23 protein-coding genes and 1 pseudogene are annotated in these 22012 nt (G+C 45.6%); 13 read left to right on the top strand and 11 right to left on the bottom strand.

Annotated features, from left to right (window positions below; all coding sequences use genetic code 11):
• Window positions 1–16 precede the first annotated feature (16 nt).
• Window positions 17–1231, top strand: coding sequence for an argininosuccinate synthase (locus tag BLW39_RS04680; protein WP_059378787.1), 1215 nt, complete (start codon window positions 17–19; stop codon window positions 1229–1231).
• An 11-nt stretch (window positions 1232–1242) separates the two neighbouring features.
• Window positions 1243–2628, top strand: coding sequence for an argininosuccinate lyase (gene argH, locus BLW39_RS04675; RefSeq protein WP_059378786.1), 1386 nt, complete (start codon window positions 1243–1245; stop codon window positions 2626–2628).
• 75 nt (window positions 2629–2703) lie between these two features.
• Here argH and BLW39_RS04670 read toward each other — a convergent pair whose 3' ends face one another.
• The 5 genes from BLW39_RS04670 to BLW39_RS04650 all read right to left on the bottom strand — a co-directional run bounded on the left by BLW39_RS04670 (window position 2704) and on the right by BLW39_RS04650 (window position 7312).
• Window positions 2704–4002: an APC family permease gene (locus BLW39_RS04670; RefSeq protein WP_059378784.1), complete on the bottom strand. Its 1299-nt coding sequence runs from the start codon at window positions 4000–4002 to the stop codon at window positions 2704–2706.
• The gene (locus tag BLW39_RS04665) at window positions 3999–4721 is read right to left on the bottom strand and encodes a gamma-glutamyl-gamma-aminobutyrate hydrolase family protein (RefSeq protein ID WP_059378779.1); all 723 of its coding nucleotides are present in this window, start codon (window positions 4719–4721) and stop codon (window positions 3999–4001) included. The genes BLW39_RS04670 and BLW39_RS04665 overlap by 4 nt, the downstream gene beginning before the upstream one ends.
• Window positions 4722–4900: 179 nt before the next feature.
• Window positions 4901–5338, bottom strand: a complete 438-nt coding sequence (locus tag BLW39_RS04660) for a hypothetical protein (RefSeq protein ID WP_059378775.1) — start codon at window positions 5336–5338, stop codon at window positions 4901–4903.
• 148 nt (window positions 5339–5486) lie between these two features.
• The gene (locus tag BLW39_RS04655; RefSeq protein ID WP_059378771.1) at window positions 5487–6392 is read right to left on the bottom strand and encodes a metal ABC transporter solute-binding protein, Zn/Mn family; all 906 of its coding nucleotides are present in this window, start codon (window positions 6390–6392) and stop codon (window positions 5487–5489) included.
• Between the two features lie 2 nt (window positions 6393–6394).
• On the bottom strand, window positions 6395–7312 hold the full coding sequence (locus BLW39_RS04650; protein WP_059378770.1) for a LysR family transcriptional regulator: 918 nt from the start codon (window positions 7310–7312) through the stop codon (window positions 6395–6397).
• 201 nt (window positions 7313–7513) lie between these two features.
• Here BLW39_RS04650 and BLW39_RS04645 point away from each other — a divergent pair, with 201 nt between their 5' ends.
• The 3 genes and pseudogenes from BLW39_RS04645 to BLW39_RS04635 all read left to right on the top strand — a co-directional run bounded on the left by BLW39_RS04645 (window position 7514) and on the right by BLW39_RS04635 (window position 11066).
• Window positions 7514–9136 (top strand): malolactic enzyme, encoded by a 1623-nt coding sequence (locus BLW39_RS04645; RefSeq protein ID WP_059378765.1) that lies wholly within the window; start codon window positions 7514–7516, stop codon window positions 9134–9136.
• A 173-nt stretch (window positions 9137–9309) separates the two neighbouring features.
• Window positions 9310–10268, top strand: a pseudogene (locus BLW39_RS04640) (AEC family transporter).
• 186 nt (window positions 10269–10454) lie between these two features.
• Entirely contained in the window at window positions 10455–11066 is a 612-nt protein-coding gene (locus tag BLW39_RS04635; RefSeq protein ID WP_059378759.1) for a DUF5067 domain-containing protein, read from the top strand.
• A gap of 81 nt (window positions 11067–11147) precedes the next feature.
• On the opposite strand, the gene BLW39_RS04630 is transcribed toward BLW39_RS04635, so the two are convergent.
• The 3 genes from BLW39_RS04630 to rpiA form a co-directional block, all read right to left on the bottom strand.
• Entirely contained in the window at window positions 11148–11747 is a 600-nt protein-coding gene (locus tag BLW39_RS04630; protein WP_059378757.1) for a hypothetical protein, read from the bottom strand.
• Between the two features lie 23 nt (window positions 11748–11770).
• Window positions 11771–13132 (bottom strand): threonine/serine exporter family protein, encoded by a 1362-nt coding sequence (locus BLW39_RS04625; RefSeq protein WP_059378754.1) that lies wholly within the window; start codon window positions 13130–13132, stop codon window positions 11771–11773.
• 126 nt (window positions 13133–13258) lie between these two features.
• Complete coding sequence (rpiA, locus tag BLW39_RS04620) at window positions 13259–13936, bottom strand: ribose-5-phosphate isomerase RpiA (RefSeq protein ID WP_074717791.1); 678 nt, start codon at window positions 13934–13936, stop codon at window positions 13259–13261.
• A gap of 161 nt (window positions 13937–14097) precedes the next feature.
• Between rpiA and BLW39_RS04615 the strand changes: the two genes are divergently transcribed.
• The 3 genes from BLW39_RS04615 to lepB are packed head-to-tail and all read left to right on the top strand — an operon-like array spanning window position 14098 to window position 16032.
• The gene (locus BLW39_RS04615; RefSeq protein WP_059378843.1) at window positions 14098–15033 is read left to right on the top strand and encodes a ribokinase; all 936 of its coding nucleotides are present in this window, start codon (window positions 14098–14100) and stop codon (window positions 15031–15033) included.
• 15 nt (window positions 15034–15048) lie between these two features.
• A complete protein-coding gene (locus BLW39_RS04610) occupies window positions 15049–15357 on the top strand; it encodes a hypothetical protein (RefSeq protein WP_059378752.1) in 309 nt (102 codons plus the stop codon).
• Window positions 15358–15402: 45 nt separating this feature from the next.
• Window positions 15403–16032, top strand: a complete 630-nt coding sequence (lepB, locus tag BLW39_RS04605) for a signal peptidase I (RefSeq protein ID WP_059378751.1) — start codon at window positions 15403–15405, stop codon at window positions 16030–16032.
• Between the two features lie 111 nt (window positions 16033–16143).
• On the opposite strand, the gene BLW39_RS04600 is transcribed toward lepB, so the two are convergent.
• On the bottom strand, window positions 16144–17808 hold the full coding sequence (locus BLW39_RS04600) for an alpha-keto acid decarboxylase family protein (protein ID WP_059378750.1): 1665 nt from the start codon (window positions 17806–17808) through the stop codon (window positions 16144–16146).
• A 162-nt stretch (window positions 17809–17970) separates the two neighbouring features.
• Here BLW39_RS04600 and BLW39_RS04595 point away from each other — a divergent pair, with 162 nt between their 5' ends.
• Window positions 17971–18324, top strand: a complete 354-nt coding sequence (locus BLW39_RS04595) for a MarR family winged helix-turn-helix transcriptional regulator (protein WP_143404253.1) — start codon at window positions 17971–17973, stop codon at window positions 18322–18324.
• A 25-nt stretch (window positions 18325–18349) separates the two neighbouring features.
• Here the strand turns inward: BLW39_RS04595 and BLW39_RS04590 are convergent, their stop codons facing one another.
• Window positions 18350–18859 carry a hypothetical protein gene (locus BLW39_RS04590; RefSeq protein ID WP_074717788.1) on the bottom strand — a complete coding sequence of 170 codons (510 nt, stop codon included), beginning with the start codon at window positions 18857–18859 and terminating at the stop codon, window positions 18350–18352.
• A 234-nt stretch (window positions 18860–19093) separates the two neighbouring features.
• Window positions 19094–19639 carry a YbhB/YbcL family Raf kinase inhibitor-like protein gene (locus tag BLW39_RS04585; protein ID WP_059378745.1) on the bottom strand — a complete coding sequence of 182 codons (546 nt, stop codon included), beginning with the start codon at window positions 19637–19639 and terminating at the stop codon, window positions 19094–19096.
• Window positions 19640–19830: 191 nt separating this feature from the next.
• Here BLW39_RS04585 and BLW39_RS04580 point away from each other — a divergent pair, with 191 nt between their 5' ends.
• From BLW39_RS04580 to BLW39_RS04565, 4 genes are all read left to right on the top strand, one after another.
• Window positions 19831–20325, top strand: a complete 495-nt coding sequence (locus tag BLW39_RS04580) for a DUF1440 domain-containing protein (protein WP_059378743.1) — start codon at window positions 19831–19833, stop codon at window positions 20323–20325.
• A 118-nt stretch (window positions 20326–20443) separates the two neighbouring features.
• Window positions 20444–20743 carry a helix-turn-helix domain-containing protein gene (locus BLW39_RS04575; protein WP_059378741.1) on the top strand — a complete coding sequence of 100 codons (300 nt, stop codon included), beginning with the start codon at window positions 20444–20446 and terminating at the stop codon, window positions 20741–20743.
• 42 nt (window positions 20744–20785) lie between these two features.
• Window positions 20786–21466, top strand: a complete 681-nt coding sequence (locus BLW39_RS04570; protein ID WP_059378740.1) for an HD domain-containing protein — start codon at window positions 20786–20788, stop codon at window positions 21464–21466.
• A gap of 6 nt (window positions 21467–21472) precedes the next feature.
• Window positions 21473–21991, top strand: a complete 519-nt coding sequence (locus tag BLW39_RS04565; RefSeq protein ID WP_059378738.1) for a GNAT family N-acetyltransferase — start codon at window positions 21473–21475, stop codon at window positions 21989–21991.
• The last annotated feature ends 21 nt before the right edge of the window (window positions 21992–22012 follow it).

Raw genomic sequence — 22012 nt, 5'->3', positions numbered from 1 at the left:
CGAAGGAGAACAAAGCATGACAAAGAAAATCGTACTTGCCTACTCAGGTGGACTAGACACCTCAGTTGCTATCCCATGGCTGATTGATAAGGGCTATGAAGTAATCGCCGTTGTCCTAGACGTTGGTCAGGGGGGCAAGGATTTGGAAGCCATCCAAAAGAAGGGGCTTCAAGTTGGGGCCGTTCAATCAATTGTGGTCGATGGTAAGGAAGAATTTGCCGACAAATACGTTGCGCCAGTTATCAAGGCCAATGCCCTTTACGAAGGCGCTTATCCCTTGGTTTCAGCCCTTTCTCGTCCGTTGATTATTGATAAGTTAGTCGATATTGCTCACGAAAATGGGGCGGATGCGATTGCTCATGGTTCAACTGGCAAGGGAAACGATCAAGTACGTTTTGAAGCGGCCATCCATGCCCTTGATCCGGATTTGGCTATCGAAGCCCCAATTCGTGACTTCCACTGGTCACGTGAAGAAGAAATCGATTATGCCAAGGACCATAACGTGCCGGTACCAATTGGTAAGCAGTCACCATACTCAATTGACGCCAACCTATGGGGCCGGGCCAATGAAGCTGGTATCTTGGAAGACCCTTGGAACGTTGCGTCAGACGATGCCTGGGGGATGACGGTTGCGCCAGAAGAAGCACCGGACGAAGCCACTTTGCTCGACTTGACCTTTGAAAAGGGCCTGCCCGTCGCCTTGAACGGTGAGAAAATGACCTTGGCAAATTTAATTGTCAAGCTCAACAAAATTGCCGGTGAAAACGGTATTGGCCGAATCGATAAGATTGAAAACCGTTTGGTGGGAATCAAGTCTCGTGAAGTTTACGAAGCACCGGCCGCGGCCGTGATTATGGCTGCCCACAAGGATTTGGAAGACCTGACGCTCGAACGTGATGTCGCCCATTACAAGCCATTGCTTGAACAAAAGGTGACTGATTTGATCTACAATGCGTTGTGGATTACACCACTTTTCGATGCCTTGCAGGCCTTCATAGACCATACGCAAGCCGTCGTGAACGGAACAGTTAAAATGAAGTTGTATAAGGGCCAGGCAGTTGCTATCGCCCGTCAATCAGAGGAAAACTCGCTCTACAACAAGAACTTAGCAACTTATACGGCTGCCGATAGTTTTGATCAAGTTGCTGCTGGCGGCTTCATCAAGCTCTGGTCGCTACCAAGCATGGTCTTTGAGCAGGTTAACCACGTGCACTCAGTTGAAAAGAAGTAAGGAGAGAATCAATGTCCGATAAGTTATGGGGTGGCCGGTTTACTGGCAAAGCAGCAGAATGGGTCGATGAATTTGGTGCCTCAATCGGCTTTGATTATCGCTTAGCAGCAGAAGATATTGAGGGCTCGCTGGCCCACGTCAAAATGCTTGGCCAGCAGGGCATCATTAGTCAAGCTGAGGCCGACCAAATCACGGCGGGTCTCCATGCCATCGAAAAAGATCTCGCCGTTGGCAAGGTTGAATTCTCGGTTGCAAATGAGGACATCCACCTCAATATCGAATTGCTGCTCACGAAAAAAATCGGCCCAGTTGCCGGTAAATTGCACACGGGCCGGTCCCGCAATGACCAAGTTGCGACCGACTTTCACCTTTGGGTAAAACACCGCCTGCCGGCGGTTCAAGACGCCATCACCGAATTGCAGCAGACGCTACTCGATTTGGCAAAGAAAAACGCTGAGGTGATTATGCCCGGCTATACCCACATGCAGCATGCGCAGCCAATCAGCTACGGCCATTATCTTTTGGCCTACTTTGAAATGTTCCAGCGCGACTTTGAACGTTTTGAATTTAATAAACAGCATACTGATAATTTGCCCCTCGGTGCGGCCGCTTTAGCTGGGACAACTTTCCCAATTAACCGGCAAACGGTGGCCGACGAATTGGGCTTTGCTAGCATTTACCACAATAGTTTAGACGCCGTTTCAGACCGAGATTTTGCCCTCGAATTCTTGTCGAACGCGTCGATTCTGATGGTTCATCTATCACGGATGGCTGAAGAGTTAATTCTGTGGGGTACCTACGAATTTAACTACATCGAGTTGTCGGATAATTTCTCAACCGGGTCATCAATCATGCCACAAAAAAAGAATGCCGACTTCGCCGAACTCGTTCGGGGAAAAACCGGGCACGTCTTTGGTAGCTTGATGGGGCTGCTAACGGTGATGAAGGGGCTGCCACTTGCTTATAACAAAGACATGCAAGAAGATAAGGCGGCCACATTTGAAGTGATGGATACGATTTTAGCATCTGTTAAGGTCTTTACGGGGATGCTTTCCACGATGACGGTTCACGCCGATCGGATGGAAGCCGCCACCAAGGATGACTTCTCGAACGCCACGGAGTTGGCCGACTATTTGGCAGCTAAGGGGGTGCCGTTCCGCCAAGCTCATGCCATTGTTGGTGAGCTGGTCTTGAAGGGAATTCAAGAAGGAAAGACACTGAATCAGATGCCTCTGGCAGAACTACAAGCTGCCGATAGTCATATTGAGGCTGACGTTTATGCCGAATTGGAATCAAAAACAGCGGTTAACCGCCGGACCTCCCTCGGTGGGACGGCCGTTGTGAACGTTCTAAAGGAAGTCGACCGTGGCCAGCAGATTTTAGCTGACCGGTCATAACCGGCGTAACCTCCAAATTCGGCTCATAGTAAAAGGCTTAGAACAATTCGCTCTAAGCCTTTTTTGTTGTGCAATTTAATTTGCTTGTGTTCGTTGGTTGTTCCACTTTGCAATGAAGTAGAATGGTACTGCAATGACCAAGCCACCAAGACCCCAGACAAGGCTCTTAACATCAACGTGCCAGAGAAGCCAACCAGAAGCGGCCAAGGCAATCAATGGAATGGTTGGACCAAGTGGTGTCTTGAAGGAATGAGCGACATCTTTCTTTGTCCGCCGGAAGACCAATACCGCAATACATGTCGGAATGAACTGGGCGAAACGGGAAACGGCACTAATTTGTGCCAAGGCCGTAAAGGTATCTGAGTAGGCAATTGCCAAAGAAATCAAACTTGAAACGATGATGGAAACATAGGGTGCTTCACGCTGATTAGTCTTAGCAAGGACCTTTGGCATCATCTTATCTTCAGCCAAGGCCACACCAGAACGTGGGGTAATGAAAGAAGATGAGATACAGATACCACCGATTGAAAGAAGAGTTCCAAGGGTAATCAGGTTACCACCGAAGTTTCCAGCAATCTTGGTGAAGGTGTCCTTTAATGGGGCGGCTGAGTTCTTCAAATCAGGACCCAAAACACCGATACTTGTGACCATGATTAAGATATAAATAATCACAACTGTTCCAACTGAAATCATCAAGGCCTTTGGCAAGTTCTTTTTGGCATCCTTTAGTTCACCGGCAATCACAACCGTTCCTTCAAATCCGGTAAAGACGTAGAAAAGGGTGATGGCTGCAGCAGCAAAGTTTGGCGCAGTCGTCAATTTCTGAACAAAGAAGGGTTCAAAATTCTTGGTGTTGATAAAGAAAAGACCCACGATAATGACGAGCAAGATTGGCACTAATTTGCTGACAGTGGCAACGTTGGCGACCCAAGAAGTAATCTTAGCACCACTAATATTAAGCAAGCCCAGGAGAACAAACATGATCGTCACAATTACGTCCTTGGCGACGGGGCCGGCCAAGGCAGGGAAAGCAGCGCCGAGGGCTGTCGCGAAGGCCACGTACAAAGTGGCTTCGGCAATGATTCGGATCGCCCAGGTAACAAAGCCGACCTCAAAGCCGACAAACTCACCGAAGGCTTCCTTGGCGTAAAGGAAAGGGCCACCCGTCTTACTAAAGAAGCTGGCACATTCGGCGAAACACATCGCAATTACGAAGGCCAAAGCGGCATCGAAGAGCAGGACCAAGATACTGGCTGGTCCAAACAACTTCATTCCGGTTCCGGGCAAAAGGAAAATTCCAGAACCAATGATGCCGTTAATCCCCAAGAAAATAATACTCAAAAAACCAATTTTATGTTTTGAATCTGTTGTCATTGTGCTTTTTCCTTTACTAAGTCAAAGAAAGTTGTAAACAAACGCTCCTCTGCTGAATCGTTTTGCCACAAGTTTTCAGGGTGCCATTGAACACCAACGACCGAATCGTCCAAGTTTTCAATCGCCTCAATCACGCCATCTTTGGCTTTAGCGGTGACGGTCAAACCGGCTCCGACTTGCTGGATGGCTTGGTGGTGGCGAGAATTGACAAAGGCAGTTGCACCAAAGACTTGGCCCGTGAAACTATCAGCCGTGACGTCCACAGAGTGAATTGGGACAAAGCCTCGGGAAGCCTGAGAGTGCTGGATCAAATCGCCTTGGTATTGACTTGGCAAATCTTGGTAAAGGTTACCGCCATAGTAAACGTTAATGAGCTGTGTTCCACGGCAGATTCCTAGAACTGGTTTGCCCTGATCGATACAGGCTTTAATGACAGCTCGTTCAAAGTAGTCACGGGCGGGGTAGAGTGTCCCGATATGTAAGTTTGGTTCTTCATTAAAGAATGAAGGAGAAACATCGGGACCCCCGGGGATGATGACACCATCGACAAGACTGACATAGTCAGCGGCCAATTCTTCAGGAGCAATGGGGAAAACCACGGGAAGATGGCCGTTTTTCGTCACGACGTCTAAGAGTGGTTTTGGAGCAAAGCTTGCTAGTTGCAAATTAATAATCGGGGTTTCTTGCAAATTGACATCTGCAGTGATTCCAATCTTCATAATGTTCTCCTTTTTCATATATTTTTCTCATCATATTTTAATTTATCCGACATGTCAACGATAGTTGTTGGCTTTTAAGGTTAAAATCATGTTCAAATTCTCACGATTGTTCGTATCTTTCAAAAGAATTAAAAAAGTTGAATAAAAAAGCGAAAGTCTAACGACTTTCGCTGTGAAATTTAATATTGTAATTGATAGGTTCCATTACTTCTGACGGTGTAGATGCCAACAGTTCCTGTGCCTCCCTGGGCCCGGATGGATTTGGAAACTACTTTGATGACAAAGTCGTTTGGGGCGGCCGAGAGGACAGAGTAACCGAGATCTGTGTTATTACCGAGACCAGCGGTCAGAACTGCGATGGCTTGTTGAGCGGATGTAACCTTCGCGGTTGAAGTGACAGCTGAAGTAGATTTTGCAGAGGAGGCTGTGCTTTGCGCAGCCGTCGTTTGGTTATTGCTATCATTGCCTTGATTGCTATTGGCAGATGTTACGGCTTTTTTAGCAGAGGAAGTAGCAGAACTGGTGCGTTGTGCTTGGGGATGGTTAATGGTGCCAATCCCAAATCCGACCAAAGCAGATGCGACTGCTGCAACTAAAAAGGCAAAAAACTTTTTCATTGTATTTCTCCTCCACAATAATTACTCTCACTAAGAATAATTCTAACAGTAACAGTTTGAAAGAGCAATTTGCATGTTTTAAATGGTCTTTTGTCAACCAAAAAAGCCTGACCAAAAAGGCCAGACTTCATCAAATTTAATCAAAACATTATTTAACCACAATGTTTTGAATTTGCTTCAATTCACTGAGCTTCCAATCAACGTAAGAAGTGTTGTTTGGTGATGTTTCAGTCACCTTGACGATTGGAACGTTGTTATCCTTGGCCAACTTCACAATCTTATCAACTGTGCCACCCGTTGTTTGGGTGTTGTAGACCAGGAAGGCCAATTCGTGGTTCTTAATCTTGCTTTGGATGTCTGAAAGGACAGCGGGTGAAGGATCGTTTCCTTCTTCGATGGCTTCGGCAAATTCGTCGCCAACGACCTTAGCCCCTAAGGCATCAAGCATGTATTCGTAAACTGGTTCCGTTTCGATGACTTCCTTGCCGGCCACCTTAGCAGCGAGTTCGTCAATCTTGTCGGTAACGGGCTTGAGCTTGTCGGCATAAGCCTTAGCGTTGGCTTGATAGTCGGCCTCGTGCTTAGGGTCCTTCTTGCTCAAAGTATCGGCTAAGCCTTGGGCGGCTTGAATCATGTTGTCAGGGTCGTTCCACAAATGTGGGTTAGAACCAGACTTTTTGTTTAAAATATCTTCCCCAACATACAGTACTTGGGTGTCTTTTGAAGTCTTTGCTAACTTTTTGAGCCAAGCATCGTAACCTAGGCCGTTTCCAAAGGCGATGTCTGCGTTAGACACCTTCTTCGCAACAGCATTGGTTGGTTCGTAGTCTTCCGGTGAGACAGATTGCTTGGTGATAATTGCTGAAACATCGGCATGTTTTCCAGCAACCGTTTTTGCCAATTCGGCATAAACGTTAGTTGAAGCGACAATTGTTAAACGGTCGGACTTCTTTCCTTCTTTTTGGTTAGCGCCTTGCCAGGCAACTAATCCTGCGATTGCAGCCAAAACTACCAGTAAAATGGCCACAACGGCTGTGGTTTTCTTCTTTTGCATCATCATTCCTCCAGTGGGGGTATTCGGTGATCCGGCCGTCCATATTTGGTGGCGGCCAAAAGCTCATTAAAGATTTGCTGTTGCTCGTCGGTTAACACTAGGTCCTTCCGATAGGCAAAGCCAACCTTAAATAGGGGCTGGTCGTCATCTGTGATTGGCAAAGCGGTGACACCCGGAAAAGTTAACGCTGGGTGAGCAACCATGAAGCCAATTCCACGATTTTGTTGAATCAGGCTAAGAATTCCGTACGGTTCTGAGGAATTAAACAAAACGTTGGCTTGAATATGGGCGGTACGGGCCAACTGGTTAAAAGCCTGGGTATGAACGAAGTTACCTTTTAACAGGATGAATTTTTCGTCTTTTAAATCAGCAAACGATACGGACCCTTGTTGAGCCAAGGGGTAGTCGTCAGCAGCTAAGATAGCAAAGGGCTGCTCATCAAAGGGAATCAAATTAAATTCACTTTGATCGATATCGTCGAGATAACTAACAAAGGACGCGTCAAGCTCACCATTGCGTAATTGGTCGATGGCCTCTTGGGCACCAACTTCGACCGTTTTCAAATGGGTCAGCGAGTCATCAGATAAGACCGTTGCAATGGCAGGAAAGTAAGCAACTTGAATAATTGGAGGTAAACCAATTAACAATGATTCTTGATTAATTCGTTTAATTTCGGTTTGCGCAACCTGATATTGTTCAACCATCGCCGCTGCGTGCTGCCGTAAAACCTTACCGGCGTAGGTAAGGTGAACGTTTTTTTGCGCAGCATGCCGCAAGATTAATTTGGCGCCCAATTCCTTTTCTAGACGTTGCATTGCCAAAGAAATCGTGGGTTGGGAAACACCAAATTTATCCGAAACCTGTGAAAAATTTCGGTAATCCGCTAGGGCTAAATAATATTGTAGGTCGGTTATCCTCAAAAAAAGTTTCTCCAAATTCAGTTCTTAACATTCTGCCTATTTCCATTATACCAAAATCTGTCAAGTCTACGGCCTTGCTATAAATAAAAGTGAGGATAAGGGTGGTGTTTGACTATAATTTTCCCCTGGTTATAGAATGATGGTGTTAAAAGGTTCAGAACGCGTCTGAATCAAAAAAACAAAAACTAAGGAGCCTATCTCATGACACCAATTGAGATTTTAAACAACCCTTTCTTGAATAAGGGAACTGGTTTTACGATGGAAGAGCGTAAGGAACTTGGCATTGCCGGTCTTTTGCCTCCTCGTGTTCAAACTTTGGAAGAACAAACAGAACAAGCTTACGCACAATATCAGTCGAAGCCTTCTGATTTGGAAAAGCGTTTGTTCTTGATGGAAATCTTCAACACGAACCATACGTTGTTCTACAAGTTGTTCAGCCAACACGTGGTTGAATTTATGCCAATCGTTTATGATCCAGTTATTGCTGACACGATTGAAAATTACTCAGAATTGTTTGTGGACCCACAAAACGCGGTTTACTTGTCGATTGACGAACCTGACGTGATGGAATCAGCTTTGAAGGCTGGTGCCAATGGTCGTGACATCAAGTTGATCGTTGTGACTGATGCCGAAGGTATCTTGGGTATTGGTGATTGGGGAACGAACGGTGTTGATATCGCCGTTGGTAAGTTGATGGTTTATACAGCCGCAGCTGGTGTCAACCCTGAAAACGTTTTGCCTGTTGTCTTGGATAACGGAACAAACAATCAGTCATTGTTGGACAACCCAATGTACTTGGGTAACCGTCACGAACGTGTTCGCGGTGAAAAGTACACTGAATTCGTCGACAGTTTCGTTGCCGCAGCCGAAAAGCTTTTCCCTAAGTTGTACTTGCACTGGGAAGACTTTGGTCGTTCAAACGCCGCTGTGATCTTGGACAAGTATAAGGACAAGATTACGACATTTAACGATGATATCCAAGGAACTGGAATCATCACTTTGGCAGCCGCTTTGGGTGCCATGACCATCACTGGTGAAAAGTTGTCTGACCAGACTTACTTGACTTTTGGTGCTGGTTCAGCCGGTGCAGGAATTGCTAACCGGATGTTTGAAGAAATGTTGCAAGAAGGTTTGTCAGAAGAAGAAGCCCGCAAGCACATCTACATGGTTGATAAGCAAGGATTGCTTTTCGATGATATGGATGATTTGACACCAGAACAAAAGCCATTCGCCCGCTCACGTTCTGAATTTGCCAACGCTGATTCATTGACGGACTTGGCTTCCGTTGTGAAGGAAATCCACCCAACAATCATGGTTGGAACTTCAACACAACCAGGTGCCTTTACGAAGGAAATCGTTCAAGAAATGGCCGCTCACACAGAACGTCCAGTTATCTTCCCATTGTCTAACCCAACAAAGTTGGCAGAAGCAAAGGCTGAAGACTTGCTTGAATGGACTGATGGTAAGGCTTTGATTGCTACTGGTATCCCTGTTCACCCTGTCGAATACAAGGGTGTAACTTACGAAATCGGTCAAGCAAACAACGCCTTGGTATACCCAGGTCTTGGTTTGGGAACGATTGCATCAACTGCTACTGTCTTGAATGATGAAATGATTTCAGCAGCAGCTCACTCATTGGGTGGAATTGTTGATTCAACAAAGCCAGGGGCAGCCGTTTTGCCACCAGTTTCACAGTTGACTGTCTTCTCAGAAACAGTCGCTGTTGCCACTGCTCAATCAGCAGTTGACCAAGGAATCACGAAGGAAAAGATCACCGACGTGAAGAAGGCCATCGCTGACTTGAAGTGGGAACCTAAGTACTAAAATTTATTTATAAACAAAAAAACAAAGCAAAGCAACAATAGAAAAGGGCGAAAGTCCTTTTTTATGTACAATAATTGATAATAAATAGTGAAATTCATGGAGAGTCAGCGCTGCAGGCGCTGACTGCAGATGGATGGGGCTAGGATTAGCGCCACCCTGGAAAGGGAGTTTTTATGGCATTTTGGAATACCATTGAAAGTGTTGTGACAATCATTTTAATGATTGCCCTCGGTTATATTTTGCGCCAGCGGGGCTGGTTTGCTGATAGTTTCGGCGGGAATATCTCCCGCTTAATCACGAATGTGGCGTTACCTGCGTCCATTTTTGTGTCTGTTTTGAAGTTTTTAACCCGTGACAAATTGGTCTCGTTATCAGGTGGCTTAGCTTAGTGTATGCCTTGATTTCCTTTGCCCTGAGTTACGCGGTTGCCTACCTATTGGTTTGGATTTTTAAGATTCGTCCTGGCCGCAAAGGGACGTTTATTAATGTCGTTGCCAATGCTAATACGATTTTTATTGGTTTACCGCTAAACGTGGCTTTATTTGGAAACAAGGCGCTGTCTTACTTCCTGGTTTATTATGTGATGAACACGATTTCAACTTGGGCCGTCGGTGCTTTGATCATTGCCAATGATAGCCCGGAAAAGCAGGGCAATGCCTTTAATTGGAAGAAGCTACTGCCAGCACCATTGATTGGTTTCTTGGTGGCCTTGGTTTTCTTGCTGCTAGCGCTACCTGTGCCAGAATTTGCCACCTCAACATTGACTTACGTCGGCAACTTGGTAACACCGCTCTCATTGATCTACATCGGAATTGTTTTGTCTGATGCTGGTTTGAAGAGTATTCGCTTTGACCGCGATACAATTGTTGCCTTAGTTGGGCGCTTCATCTTTACGCCGGCGATTATGTTGACCCTACTCGTTTTGGGTGGGGACATTCTTGGCCATCTGCCTCACTTGGAGGCCCAAACTTTGGCCGTCCAGGCAGCGACGCCAGCACTGGCCGTCTTGCCAATCTTAGTGAACCAGGCCAAGGGGGATGTCAAATACGCTACGAATGTGGTGACGACTTCAACCTTGCTGTTTATCGTTGTGGTGCCAATCGTCAATATGGTTGCGACAGCTTTGCTTTAAGATTTTAAATTAGAAAACCCCGTCTTTCTCGGTCGTGAGAGAGGCGGGTTTTTTATTTGATTGACTTTAAAAATTATCAAGAAGAATCAGAAAAAGACGAGGGTGGCGAAATATTCTAAATTATGATAAGTTGTTTATAATATTTTTTTAGAAACGAACTAGTTTAGAAGTCGAGAGGAGATCTAAATGTTTCAAAATAAAAAGAAGCTTGTGTCCCTATTAGTTTTTGCCACTGTGGCAGTAGCTGCTTTTGCTATTGTGCTGAGTACAAATGCTAACCAGAATAAGGACACTGCTGATTCTCGTTCTGAAGCACAGTCGTCCAGCAAAGTTTCTGTTAGTAATGATTCAAAGTTTGATGGGTACACCAATCAAAACTCATCGAACGGTTGGTGGCTGAATGACACAACTTATAAAGCCGGTAATTTGAGGTTTGATTTTGAAGATTCAGAGGTCATCACTGGTACCGATAACAGTAAAATTTTGGTGATGCATGCCAAGATGTCCAATGTTTCCCAGAAAAATATTGATTCTGTTGTCATCTATTCGGACACAATTTGGGCAAAGCAAAAGTCAAATAATCAAGAAGTCAATCTCCAGAATGTTGATGCTAAATTGCCAAAGGATAGCCCTGCTTTTCAGGAAGCAAAGAATTTCCGTAAGCAGCTGTTGCCTGGTCAGTCGACAGAAGTCGTGCTCAATTTTGAGCTGGTCAATGACGGCCCAATCACGGTTCACTTTGCCGGGGCTGCTGATGGTCTGGAATTAGGTCAAAAAACACTTACTATCCAAAAATAATTCATTTATCCTTATTAAAATAATTAAGCTGTATCGATTCAATAAAAATCGATACAGCTTTTTTTAGAAAGAAGGTTGCTATTAATGAAAAATATAAAAAGTAATGTAAGAGTACAGATGTTTACGAAAAAAGGCTTGATTCATTTTTGCTATTTTTTGGATACGCTGAATTAAGCTTGTTATGAAAGCATGATTAGCATAGTTGTTCAAATCATCTTTTTTGATGGTCAATTTAATTAATTCATGACCGTTTGAAAAATCAATAATAAATAGTTGGTAGGCATCGGTGGACTCGATGCACCCCCAGGCAACATAAGTGAATTTCATCGTGAAAGAATGATGCCAAATATCAGACTTAGCAAATGAGTCTTGCCTTTGTTGAAACCACTGATTGACTTCATCAAAGTCACTGATATCAATCATTCTCGCAAGGGCGCCGCCTTTAACAGCAGCGTTAACGCCGTTAACTAATTTGATATTTCGAACCACTAGGTAAGTGATTGGGATGAAAGAAATGATACTTAGTACCCAATCAAAATCCATCTTTTGAAAACCCGTAAGAATCATTAGTAGTAGAAGAAAATCAATCAATAAGACAAAGCTGAGCGCAATTATCCAATTTTTGTGGTTTCTTGGTTGATTTTTTAGTACTTTAGTTTTAATTTCTAAAAATTCGTTCATTCTTACTCCAATATCATCAATTTTTAGTCTACCATTCGCCACTTTTTATCTAAGATAAAGCGGGCAACAAAGAGACCAAATGGCAAAAATAACATGATCAAGCCGGCCCGGGTCAACCATTCCGCACCAGTGCCGATGTTGTTGAGGCCAAGGTTATAAACACCGCGATAAATATACAAACCAGGCACCATAATCACGATTGATGGTACTGTTAAGGTAATCCGAGGAAAACGCATTGTTCGGTTAATCATTGAGGCTAGTAGACCGGCAATTAAAGCACCGCAGAAGGCCGCTGCCGCCGGTTGGAAATGCGCCAGGTCGACCAGTTCTAGCCGTGACGTATTTGCCACCGCACCAATCAGACCAGCGGTAATCGCCATTTTTTGCTTTGAATTAAACATCATCGAAAAGCCATAGACCCCGGCAAAAGAGGCCAATAATCGGCAGAAAATGAGGGGATACAATGACAGTCCCTGTGGCAAAAAGTTTTCGGGACGAAGACCAAAGATCAGTGCGAGTAACCAGCCAATCAGCGTTGCTGTAATGATAATCATCAAGGCAAAGGTCAGCCGTTCTAACCCTGACCGCATATCATTTTTGGTAATATCCAAAATGCTGGTGATATAGGGGAAGCCGGGGATGACAAAGAGCATGGCACCAATGTAGCCGGCTTCGTGGGCAGGTGCGAGCGACCAAATTAGTCCCAGTGCATGCAGACTAATAAAGTAGGTGAGGCAAGCTGCGCCGACTCCCAAAGCTGTCGTGGTAATCGGCGTCCAGTGACGCGCTCCCAGCAGTTTGCGGGTGTATTGGCCGACACCGGCCCCTAGGAAGCAGCACAACATTTCGATGGGGCCGCCGCCAAGTAGAAAAATAAAGCCGGCACAGGCAATTGCGGAAGCTAGGGCAGATTGGATTGCCGTGTAGTTCGCTGGTTCTGCTTTAATTCGATCCAGTTTTTGGTGGATAACTTGAGGTTTTTGGTCAGCATATTCACTGGCAAAATTTTGCACGAAGCCTTGCAGCAACGTCAACTGATGCGTGTTTACGCCAGCGCTGGCCAGCGACAAGCTTTCGGTGAAGGATTCGACCCCGTCAAAGCAGGTAATGGTGAGAGAGGTGAACCCAATATCAGCAGAGCAAGTCATTTGTAAGGAGCGAGCGATGGTATTCATGGCATCGCGAACTCGCCAGGCACCGGTACCGCATGCCAGTAACAAAATTCCAACGCGACCAACAATCGAGGCGCGCACCCGTAAGGAAGCGTCTCGGGCAGCCACTTGCTCATCGTTGACAACCCTTTCCCAGCGGATGGCCATGTGGTGGTGCAGGCGGTCGGGGTGGAGGTTATCGTCAATTGCTGCTTGGTTGATCGGGCTGGTCATGTTGTTTTCCTTATCTAGAAAGTCTCTTAACTAAGAGTAATATAGGTCTTATGATAGGCTTTTTAAGCCTCATTTTCAAGAATTCAGCCATAAAAAAAGCGCTCTAATAGCGCTTTTTAAAATATATTATAGTTGATCTTTATAAATGGCTTGACCCGTATTACCAACGAGCAAAACGTCGCACACATCGATGAACAAACCGTGTTCGACAACACCTGTGAGGCCCTTGAGGTCGAGGGCCAGTTGGGCCAGGTTATCCTGTCCGGTGATATCGACATCGATGATGTAGTTACCAGAATCGGTTGTGAGGTAGTTACCATCTTCTTGCTGACGATAAACGGGCTTTAGGTCGCGTGTTTTCAAATAGTTATAAACGTGGTGAACCCCAAATTTAACAACCTCGACGGGGAGGCGGTAAGAGCCAAGGTGTTGGTGCTGCTTGGAAGAGTCTACCACCCAAATGTTTTTCGTTGAGTTCATGGCGACAATTTTCTCAAACAAGAGGGCGGCCCCGCCACCTTTAATACCATTCAAATCGCCATCAACTTCATCAGCACCATCGACGGTGACATCAATCCGGTCAACAGCATCGATATCCACCACTTTGAGACCAAAGCCCAGGGCTAACTGTTGTGTTTGAACGGAAGTCGCCACACAGGTGATATCGAGTGATTCTTCATGAGCTCTCTTAGCGAGCAAATCAATAAAAATAGAAGCGGTCGAACCCGAACCAAGGCCAACAATGGCTTGGTTGGGAATCAGCTCGACAGCCATTTGAGCGGCTTTTACTTTATCATCGTTCACGTTAAGGCCTCCAACAACCGGCAAAGAATTTTCATTACTTTTATTATATCAGAAATAAGCGGCAATCAAATTGTCAGATTGGTTCATTTTTCTGATATTTACCGCTATTTCTTGTAAAATATAGGAGGAAAAGAAAGTGACAAATGCGAAAGGATTTTAGCATGGTCAAAAAAGTAGCAATCATTGGCTCAACCAACTTGGACCGCGTGACCCGGGTGCCACGCTTGGCTAATAGTGGAGAAACCCTCTCAACACCACAGCACCAAGAAGAGGTGATGGGTGGCAAGGGCTTGAATCAGGCGGTGGCCGTGGCCCGGTCGGGTAGTCAAGCCAATTTCATTACCAAGGTTGGCGCAGGTTTTGACCTCGCCGCGCGGGTGGATGAAGAAAATTTGAATTTGGAATATGTTTTGCATAGTGAGGACGCTGAAACTGGGCAGGCCTATATCACGGTTTCTAAGGCGACCGGCGATAACATCATTTATGTTTACGAAGGAGCTAACGGTCAGTTGTCTGCTAAAGATGTCTGGAACCAACGAACTGCCTTAACTGAAGCTGATTTTTGCTTGGCTCAACTGGAAATCCCCTTGGAAACAGTCTCATCGGCCTTTAAAATGGCCCATGACCAGGGCGTGATGACGGTCTTGAACACCGCCCCAGTGCCAGATCAGGAGAACTTTCCTCATGAACTGCTGGCCGAATCTGATTTGGTGATTCCAAATGAGCATGAAGCCGAGTTGATTACCAACATTCCGGTCACAGACCGGGACTCATTGATTCAAAATGCCGAATTTTTCTTTGCGGCCGGAGTGAAGCACGTCTTGATTACTCTTGGCGACCGCGGCGCCTTTTACAAGTCGGTGACTGGTAAGGAAGTCATGGTCAACGCCATCAAGACGACGGCCATTGATACCACGGCTGCGGGCGACACCTTTATCGGTGCTCTGCTGTCACGGTTGACGCCGGACTTTGATAACATTGAAGGTGCCATCAAATTTGCCGTGGCCGCTTCTTCCTTGACGGTGGCTCAGCCAGGGGCGTTGCCATCAATCCCAAAAGAAGCCGATATCTTAGCCCAACTACCGAAAACAAACTGAACTAGGGGAGGAAGTATGCGGATTGCTGAAATGAAATTACCGCGAAAAGATTACTGGGTTTCGCTGCAAGAACAAGTGGCGGCAGGTGCAGAACCGGTTCCCGAACTGGACTATCGGGTGTTGGCCTTTTCTTATGAGGACAACCTGATTATTGATTGGAACCAAACTTTTCCCGGTCCGAACCCAACCGATTTGATTGCCGGCCTGTTAATGGATGACCAGGTCAAAAATTTAAATTTGGTCCACGGAATTTACCATTTCGATACAAATGGGCTCATAAGTGATAAAATCTATCATGTAACAATTAATACCGTCCGTTCGTAGGGAGAGACGAGACGTTATCTTTAATAGAGAATAAGGAAAAACAATATGAAAAAATTTTTAAGCTTTCTCTGGAATTGGATTGCACCGATCGCCTTTGGAATTGCGGTTTACGCCGTGGTCACAACTTTTTGGGTGAACGTGGTTACCATTAACGGTGATTCAATGGCTCCTAATTTGCTTGACCAACAAAAGGTTTTGGTGACCAAGACCCATAATGTGAAGCGTGGGGATGTTGTTGTCTTTGACGCTCGGAAGGAAGATCCGCGTATTCAAGCCGGCAACAAGGACTACGTGAAGCGAGTTATCGGAATCCCTGGTGACACGGTTGAATACCGCGATGGGGATTTGTACGTTAACAACAAGAAGGTGAACGAATCTTTCATTTCAACCGATGAACAACAAAGTGGAACTGAGGCTAGCTTCGGTTCATCATGGTCATTAGGAACGCTTTCTGCTACGGGTATGTGGAAGAAGGATGATCAAGGGAAGACGGTTGTTCCAAAGGGAACTTACTTCGTCCTAGGAGACCACCGTTCCGTTTCAAATGATAGCCGTTACTTTGGTTTTGTTTCCAAGGAACACGTCATTGGTCGTGTTGTGGTGCCATTCTGGTATAGTGACACGGTTCGCAAGAACATTGGTAGCGAACGCAACCACTTCTTTGCAACCGCTTAAAGCGCTTAAAAATTAATACTGAAAAAGCCGGCCTACGAGAAATGTATCTCGTGGGTCGACTTTTTTGTGAGCAAAAAATTTTATAAGCAGGAAAATAGAAATTCTAAAATTTTAGTGGTTTTGGGCTTCAAAACGAATACCAGTTTCAATCAATTGAGCTGGGGCATCCTTCATGGCCATGTTGGCCTGGATGATTACCATCTTATCTGATTCTTGGTCTGCCTTTTGCATGGCGTCCATCAATTCTTGTTCGGTTGAAACTTCGATGAAGTCGTATTGGTCGGCTTGGCCACCAAATGCTTCGGCGATCTTGTTGTAGCGGTACTTTGGCACGTCGTTGTATGGTTCGTCCATTCCGTGAATAACACGTTCAACAGTGTAACCCGTGTTTTCGATAATGAACAAAACAGGGGTCAAACGTTCCTTAAGAGCCAAACCAAAGTCCTGAATCGTAAGTTGCAAAGAACCTTCACCAGTTGACAAAACAGCCCGACGGCTAGGGTTAGCTAATTGCGCCCCGATCGTAGCTGGGAAGGCATAACCGATTGAGCCCCAAAGTGGTTGACCAAAGAACTTGGCACCGCTAGCCAGGTTTTGACTAGCCAAACCGAAGAATGAAGTTCCTTGTTCGGCAACCAAAGTCTTATCAGCAGTGATAAATTCTTGGAGGGCGCGGTCGTAGAAGGCCTGTGTCAAGGCTTTGTCGGTTGCCTTTAATGCAGTGATGTCGCCAGCTGGTGCTTGCACATTTGCCAGCTTCAAATTCAAATCAGTTGAGGCCAACTGCTGCAAAGTAGCAACGAAGTCGTAATCGGCTGGCAGGCTTTGTCCGTAAATTGAACCGGCTGCCGCGAACAAGTTAATCACTTGGCTATCGTCAAATTCCTGGGTGAAGCCACCTGTGACGGAATCGGTTAACTTGGCACCCAAAACCAAAACAGTATCGGCACCTGAAACAAATTGGTTAATTTCTTCATCAGAAATTGTTCCGTTATAAGTTCCAACAAAGTTAGCAAAGGATTCGTCAACGGCACCCTTACCCAAGCCAAGGTCAACAACGGGGATGTTGTTCTTCAATGAAAAGTCTTTGACTGCTTGACCAAGGCTGAAGCGGTCAACTTCATGACCGACTACGATTACTGGTGACTTTGAATCGGCTAGTGCGGCAGAAATGGCTGCAACGCTTTGATCAACGTTTTGTTCTTGCTTAGCAGCAATGCGGTTGGCAATACCACCCTGCAAGGCTGGGTTAACCAGTGCATTGACTAAGTCACTTGGCAAAACCAAGTAAGCTGGTTGCTTAGTCGTATGAATGTAAGCCAAAGTTTCATCAATTTGATCAATGGCATGCTTGGCATCAAGGACTGTCGTCTTAATGCCTAAGGCTTCGTGAGCCTGGATGAAGCGGTCAAAGTTGCTGTCACCAAATGTGTGGTGAACTAATTTGCCGGCGTTTTGAACATCGTTAGTGGGCGCACCAACAATTTCCAAAACGGGGACATGTTCGGCCACGCTACCAGCTAAGCCGTTAATAGCGCTCAGTTCGCCAACACCAAAGGTAGTGACAAAGGTGGCGAAGCCCTTTTCACGGGCGTAGCCATCCGCCATATAAGAGGCGTTCAGTTCGTTGGCATTGCCGACCCATTTCATATCATCACGGTGAGTGATGTGGTCAAGAAATTGAAGGTTGTAGTCGCCGGGGACTCCAAGAATTTCATCGGCACCAAGTGCCTTGATTACATCTAAGAGATAATCTGATATAGTATATTCAGTCATACGTTCTTCCTTTCTTAATAGGTCAAATAAGTTTACCTATAAGCAGAACTATATACCTTGTTTCAAAATAAGTCAACATAATTGACCTAAAAAGGAGAAATTCTTTTGAATATCGACCCCAAATTACCGACAATCTTCTTTGCTTACCAGGAATTTTCCTCGATGGTAGACTTAAGTCACTATAATTTGACCAAGAACCAGCACCGGATTTTGTTTATTATTTTCGCGCTGGAGGATGTTAGCATTAAAAAAATCCTGCTCTTGTTGGGTATCTCAAAGCAGGCGGCAAACGTTGCCCTGCGGGACTTGCTGTCACGCGACCTGGTGACAGAAGAGCGCTCAAAAGAAGACAAGCGGATTAAATATTTGCAACTAACGCCTGCCGGTCGGGCGTTAAGTGATCAAATTAGTGTCGAACAACAGACAATCTTAAACAAGTACTTTGATGCCGCGGATGGTGATTGGCAACAGGCCATGACTAAGTTAGCGGAAAAGTATTTAAATCGAGTGAACTAAAAAAGACAGCCGAGCGGCTGTCTTTTTATTTATCTGAATCGGTCTTATCTTTTTTATTGCGAGACCACCAGTGCTTCTTTTGTTCGTCTTCCATCTCAATTCGTTGGACACGAGAAGTGACCTTGTCTAATTGCGACAAAGTGGCCATTTGAATGTGTTGCTGCTGGTCAACCGTTGTTTGGGTTTTTTCCAAATTCTGTTCGGCCTTGGCCAACGTTGACTTCAAGGTATCGATGTGTTGCTTCCGATCATCGAGTTGTTGGTCCTTGTAGCCAAGTTGTGATTCCAACATTTCCAAGCGCATTTTTAGAATTTCAATTTCTGCCTCGTTATCGACGTTGAGGTCGGCCAAAGCAGATTCCTTGGCGGGCTTAAGAAAACTGAGTTCTTCTTCGGTATATGTACCGTTCAAATCAATTCCGCGTAACTTAGCTCGTTGAAAGAGGACCTCGCGGTCAATACCCAAAAAGAGGGTTAATTCAGCGGTTGAGCCAAAGGTATAGTAGTCCTTCATGTTTTCGCGTTTAATTTTCAACAGACAATCCTCCGTTTATAAATAAAAATCCCTGGATTAAGGGCTGCCGGTCACCGGCTAATTTGTAAATTTTACCTACATAAAAGTTGGCATTGTAGCTAAAATCCTGACAACAGCAGGATTTCATAGCATCCATCCAAAATAATAGTATACCAAACTCCACCAAAGCAAGACATAATTTAAGTTTTTCTTATTAAAAAGCACGAAAATTTAAATTTTCGTGCTTTTGTTGCTTTAGGCTTTGGCTAAAATGTCGATGCTAGCAGTTTCCAAAACTAATTCTGGAGCATCGGTAGCTAGGTGGTGAAGGTCGTTTAAGAAGAAGCCTTCTTCAAGGTCAAGCTTATCCGAGCAAGCAAAGACGGTCAGCGTGTAGCGGTGGTCTTTGTCAGGTGGGACAGGTCCGATGTAGTGACGGCGAAGGCGGTCATCTGTTACATCTAAATAGCGTGAATAGGTTGAGTTTTCCCCCTGAATAAAGTCTTCACCGGCCAAATCAGGCTGGATTGAAAAACTTTGGGATAAGTTCGCCGGTACGCGCACCTTATCCCCATTAACAGGGAAATTAGCTGCGATCCAGTGAATCCAAGCAAAGCCCATAACGGGAATTGAATCAAAGTCGATGTAGGCCCAGGCGAGGTACTTTGTCCCAGCGGGCAGGTCCTTTGCTTCAAAAGGGAAGGACTGAATTGGATAACGTCCGACTTTGACGTTGTCGGCGGCGAACTTACTGTAGGCGGTCGGCAAATAACCATTTTCTTTGGTCACGTTAATTTGCATGCATGTGACTCCAATCATCTTTTTCTGCATTATAGCACTGCTGGCGTCCCAGGCAAAGTGGCCCTGCTGATTGAGCCCGGTTGACCAGTCGTGAAGTTCTCACCAAATGCGGAAAATAACTAAAGCCGTTATCCAAAAGAAATGCCAAAATGTTATGATTTAAGCAGAATTATTTGAGGAGAAATGTTGTTATGATGCATATTATCGTAAATGCTCTCTGGGTTGGTGCTTTAGCAGGAATTTTGGGCGAACTGGTTCGTTTAGGTTGGTCGCAGACTATGCCCATTCACAGCCAGGGTCTAAACCAACAAAGCCCAGCCAAACGCCTGCTTGAACAGCTCGGTCTAACCAAGGCGGAACGTTCGTCCGCAGTTAAGGTGCCGGGTGGACAGCGGATTGAGTATTTGCCACTGGCTTTGCATTACATTTATGCCATTTTACTGGCTGTCTTTTTTGTTGTCTGGGCCAATGTTGACGGCCGGGTGACAGAGGGACTCGGAACGCTGTATGGCTTTGGTTGCTGGGCTGTCTTTGATGTCATCTTGCTTCCGTTGCTTAAGACGGTGCCCATGGTTTGGCGTCGCCCCTGGCCAGAACTGTTAGTTGAATTGATTGGTTACTTGTTGTTTGGCTGGACGCTGTATTTGGTAGCGATTGGCTTGCCAATTTCTGGTGTTTATTTTTAAAATTTGACCTGCAAATGCGGGTCTTTTTTAATGTAAAATTGTTGGAATTTCGGTAAAATATAGTTAGAAATTAAATGGGAAATGAGTCAGATTACGCTCTTCAGTTGGAGGACGGATCATGGTTCAAAAGGTTTCTTGGAAGACACCAATGGCACTGACTGGGGTCTTACCTGACTTAAGTTGGCGTTATTGGCTGCAAGTGCAAGTAGCACGAGAGTTACGAAAGGGTCGCAAGCAGGCGGGGCTCACCCAAGAGGAAGTCGCCAATACCTTGCACATTTGCCAAAGCGCGGTGTCAAAGTATGAGAGCGGCAAAATGATGCCTGACTTTGTTGTTATCTTATCTTTTTGTTACTTGTATGGTTGGACGTTAGAGGATTTTTTGTTGCGCTTGAATATCAAGACGCGGCATGATTGACGAACTGAGTACGGGCTTAGCCCGGCAGAAAGCGAGTGGAAGATGCCAGTTGATTTAACAGCCATTAAGGATTTTGCCGAACAAACGTTGACGGGGGATGCCTCTGGGCATGATTATTTACATGCCGGTCAGGTAGCCCGGCTGGCGGTTTCCCTTTATGAGGATGACCACGGCCAATTAGACGAACAGGACTTTGCTATTTTGGTGGCAGCGGCCCTATTGCACGATACAATCGATGACAAAGTGGTCTCAGACGTCATCGCCCAACAAGACAAAGTCGAAACGTTGTTACAGCAATCAGGGATTGCACCAATTGGGCAGGCAATCGTGGCCGAAACGATTACGCATTTGTCATACTCTGCTAATTTGGAAAAGCATTACGACCTCAGTGAGTTAGGCCAGTATGTCCAGGATGCCGATCGGCTGGAGGCCATCGGTGCGATTGGGATTGCCCGGACCTTCGCTTATGGCGGCCAGAAGGGCCACCCAATTTATGATCCGGCGATTAAGCCGGTTGCGCTCCAAGATAAGGCGCAATATCGGTCGCATCAAACGACAACGATTAATCACTTTTATGAAAAGCTGTTGAAGTTGGCTGACCAGCTAAATACGCCGGCAGGAAAAACGGAAGGAAACCGTCGGACGGCCTTTATGGAGGGCTTCCTGACGGAATTTAACCGAGAAACGGGGGCGCTGTCAGACCCAGCGTTCAAGGTGCAATGAGGGAGAATGAATTTGGATAAGTTGAAAACAGTCGGCCTCGACCAGTTAGCGGAATTACAGGCAATTAGCCGGCAAACATTTGCCGAGACGTTTGCTGACGATAATTCAGCCGCTGATTTAGCGGAATACTTAGACAAAGCCTATGCCGGTGAAAAACTGACTGCCGAATTAGCAGATGACAATAGTGAATTTTTGTTCATCGAGCATAATCAGCAAGTGGCTGGCTACTTGAAGTTGAATTGGAACGAAGCGCAAACTGAGGTCCAGGGGCCCGATGCGCTCGAAGTCGAGCGAATTTATTTGCTGGCAGATTACCAGCGCTTGGGCCTGGGACGGCAGCTATTGGAATACGCATTTGACCGAGCGGAAAAGCTGGGAAAGACCCGAGTTTGGTTAGGTGTTTGGGAGCATAATCAAAAGGCCTTGGCTTTTTATCAAAAACTTGGTTTTACAGCGTTTTCGGACCATGTGTTTCAGTTGGGGGAAGATGCACAGCGGGATATCTTGATGGAAAAGACGTTATAGTAAACAAAAAAGGCACTGACC

The organism is Fructobacillus pseudoficulneus, assembly GCF_900108455.1.
Lineage (GTDB): Bacteria > Bacillota > Bacilli > Lactobacillales > Lactobacillaceae > Fructobacillus > Fructobacillus pseudoficulneus.
Note: the sequence above shows the minus strand (reverse complement) of the source record. Positions and strands in the feature narration are given on the sequence as shown.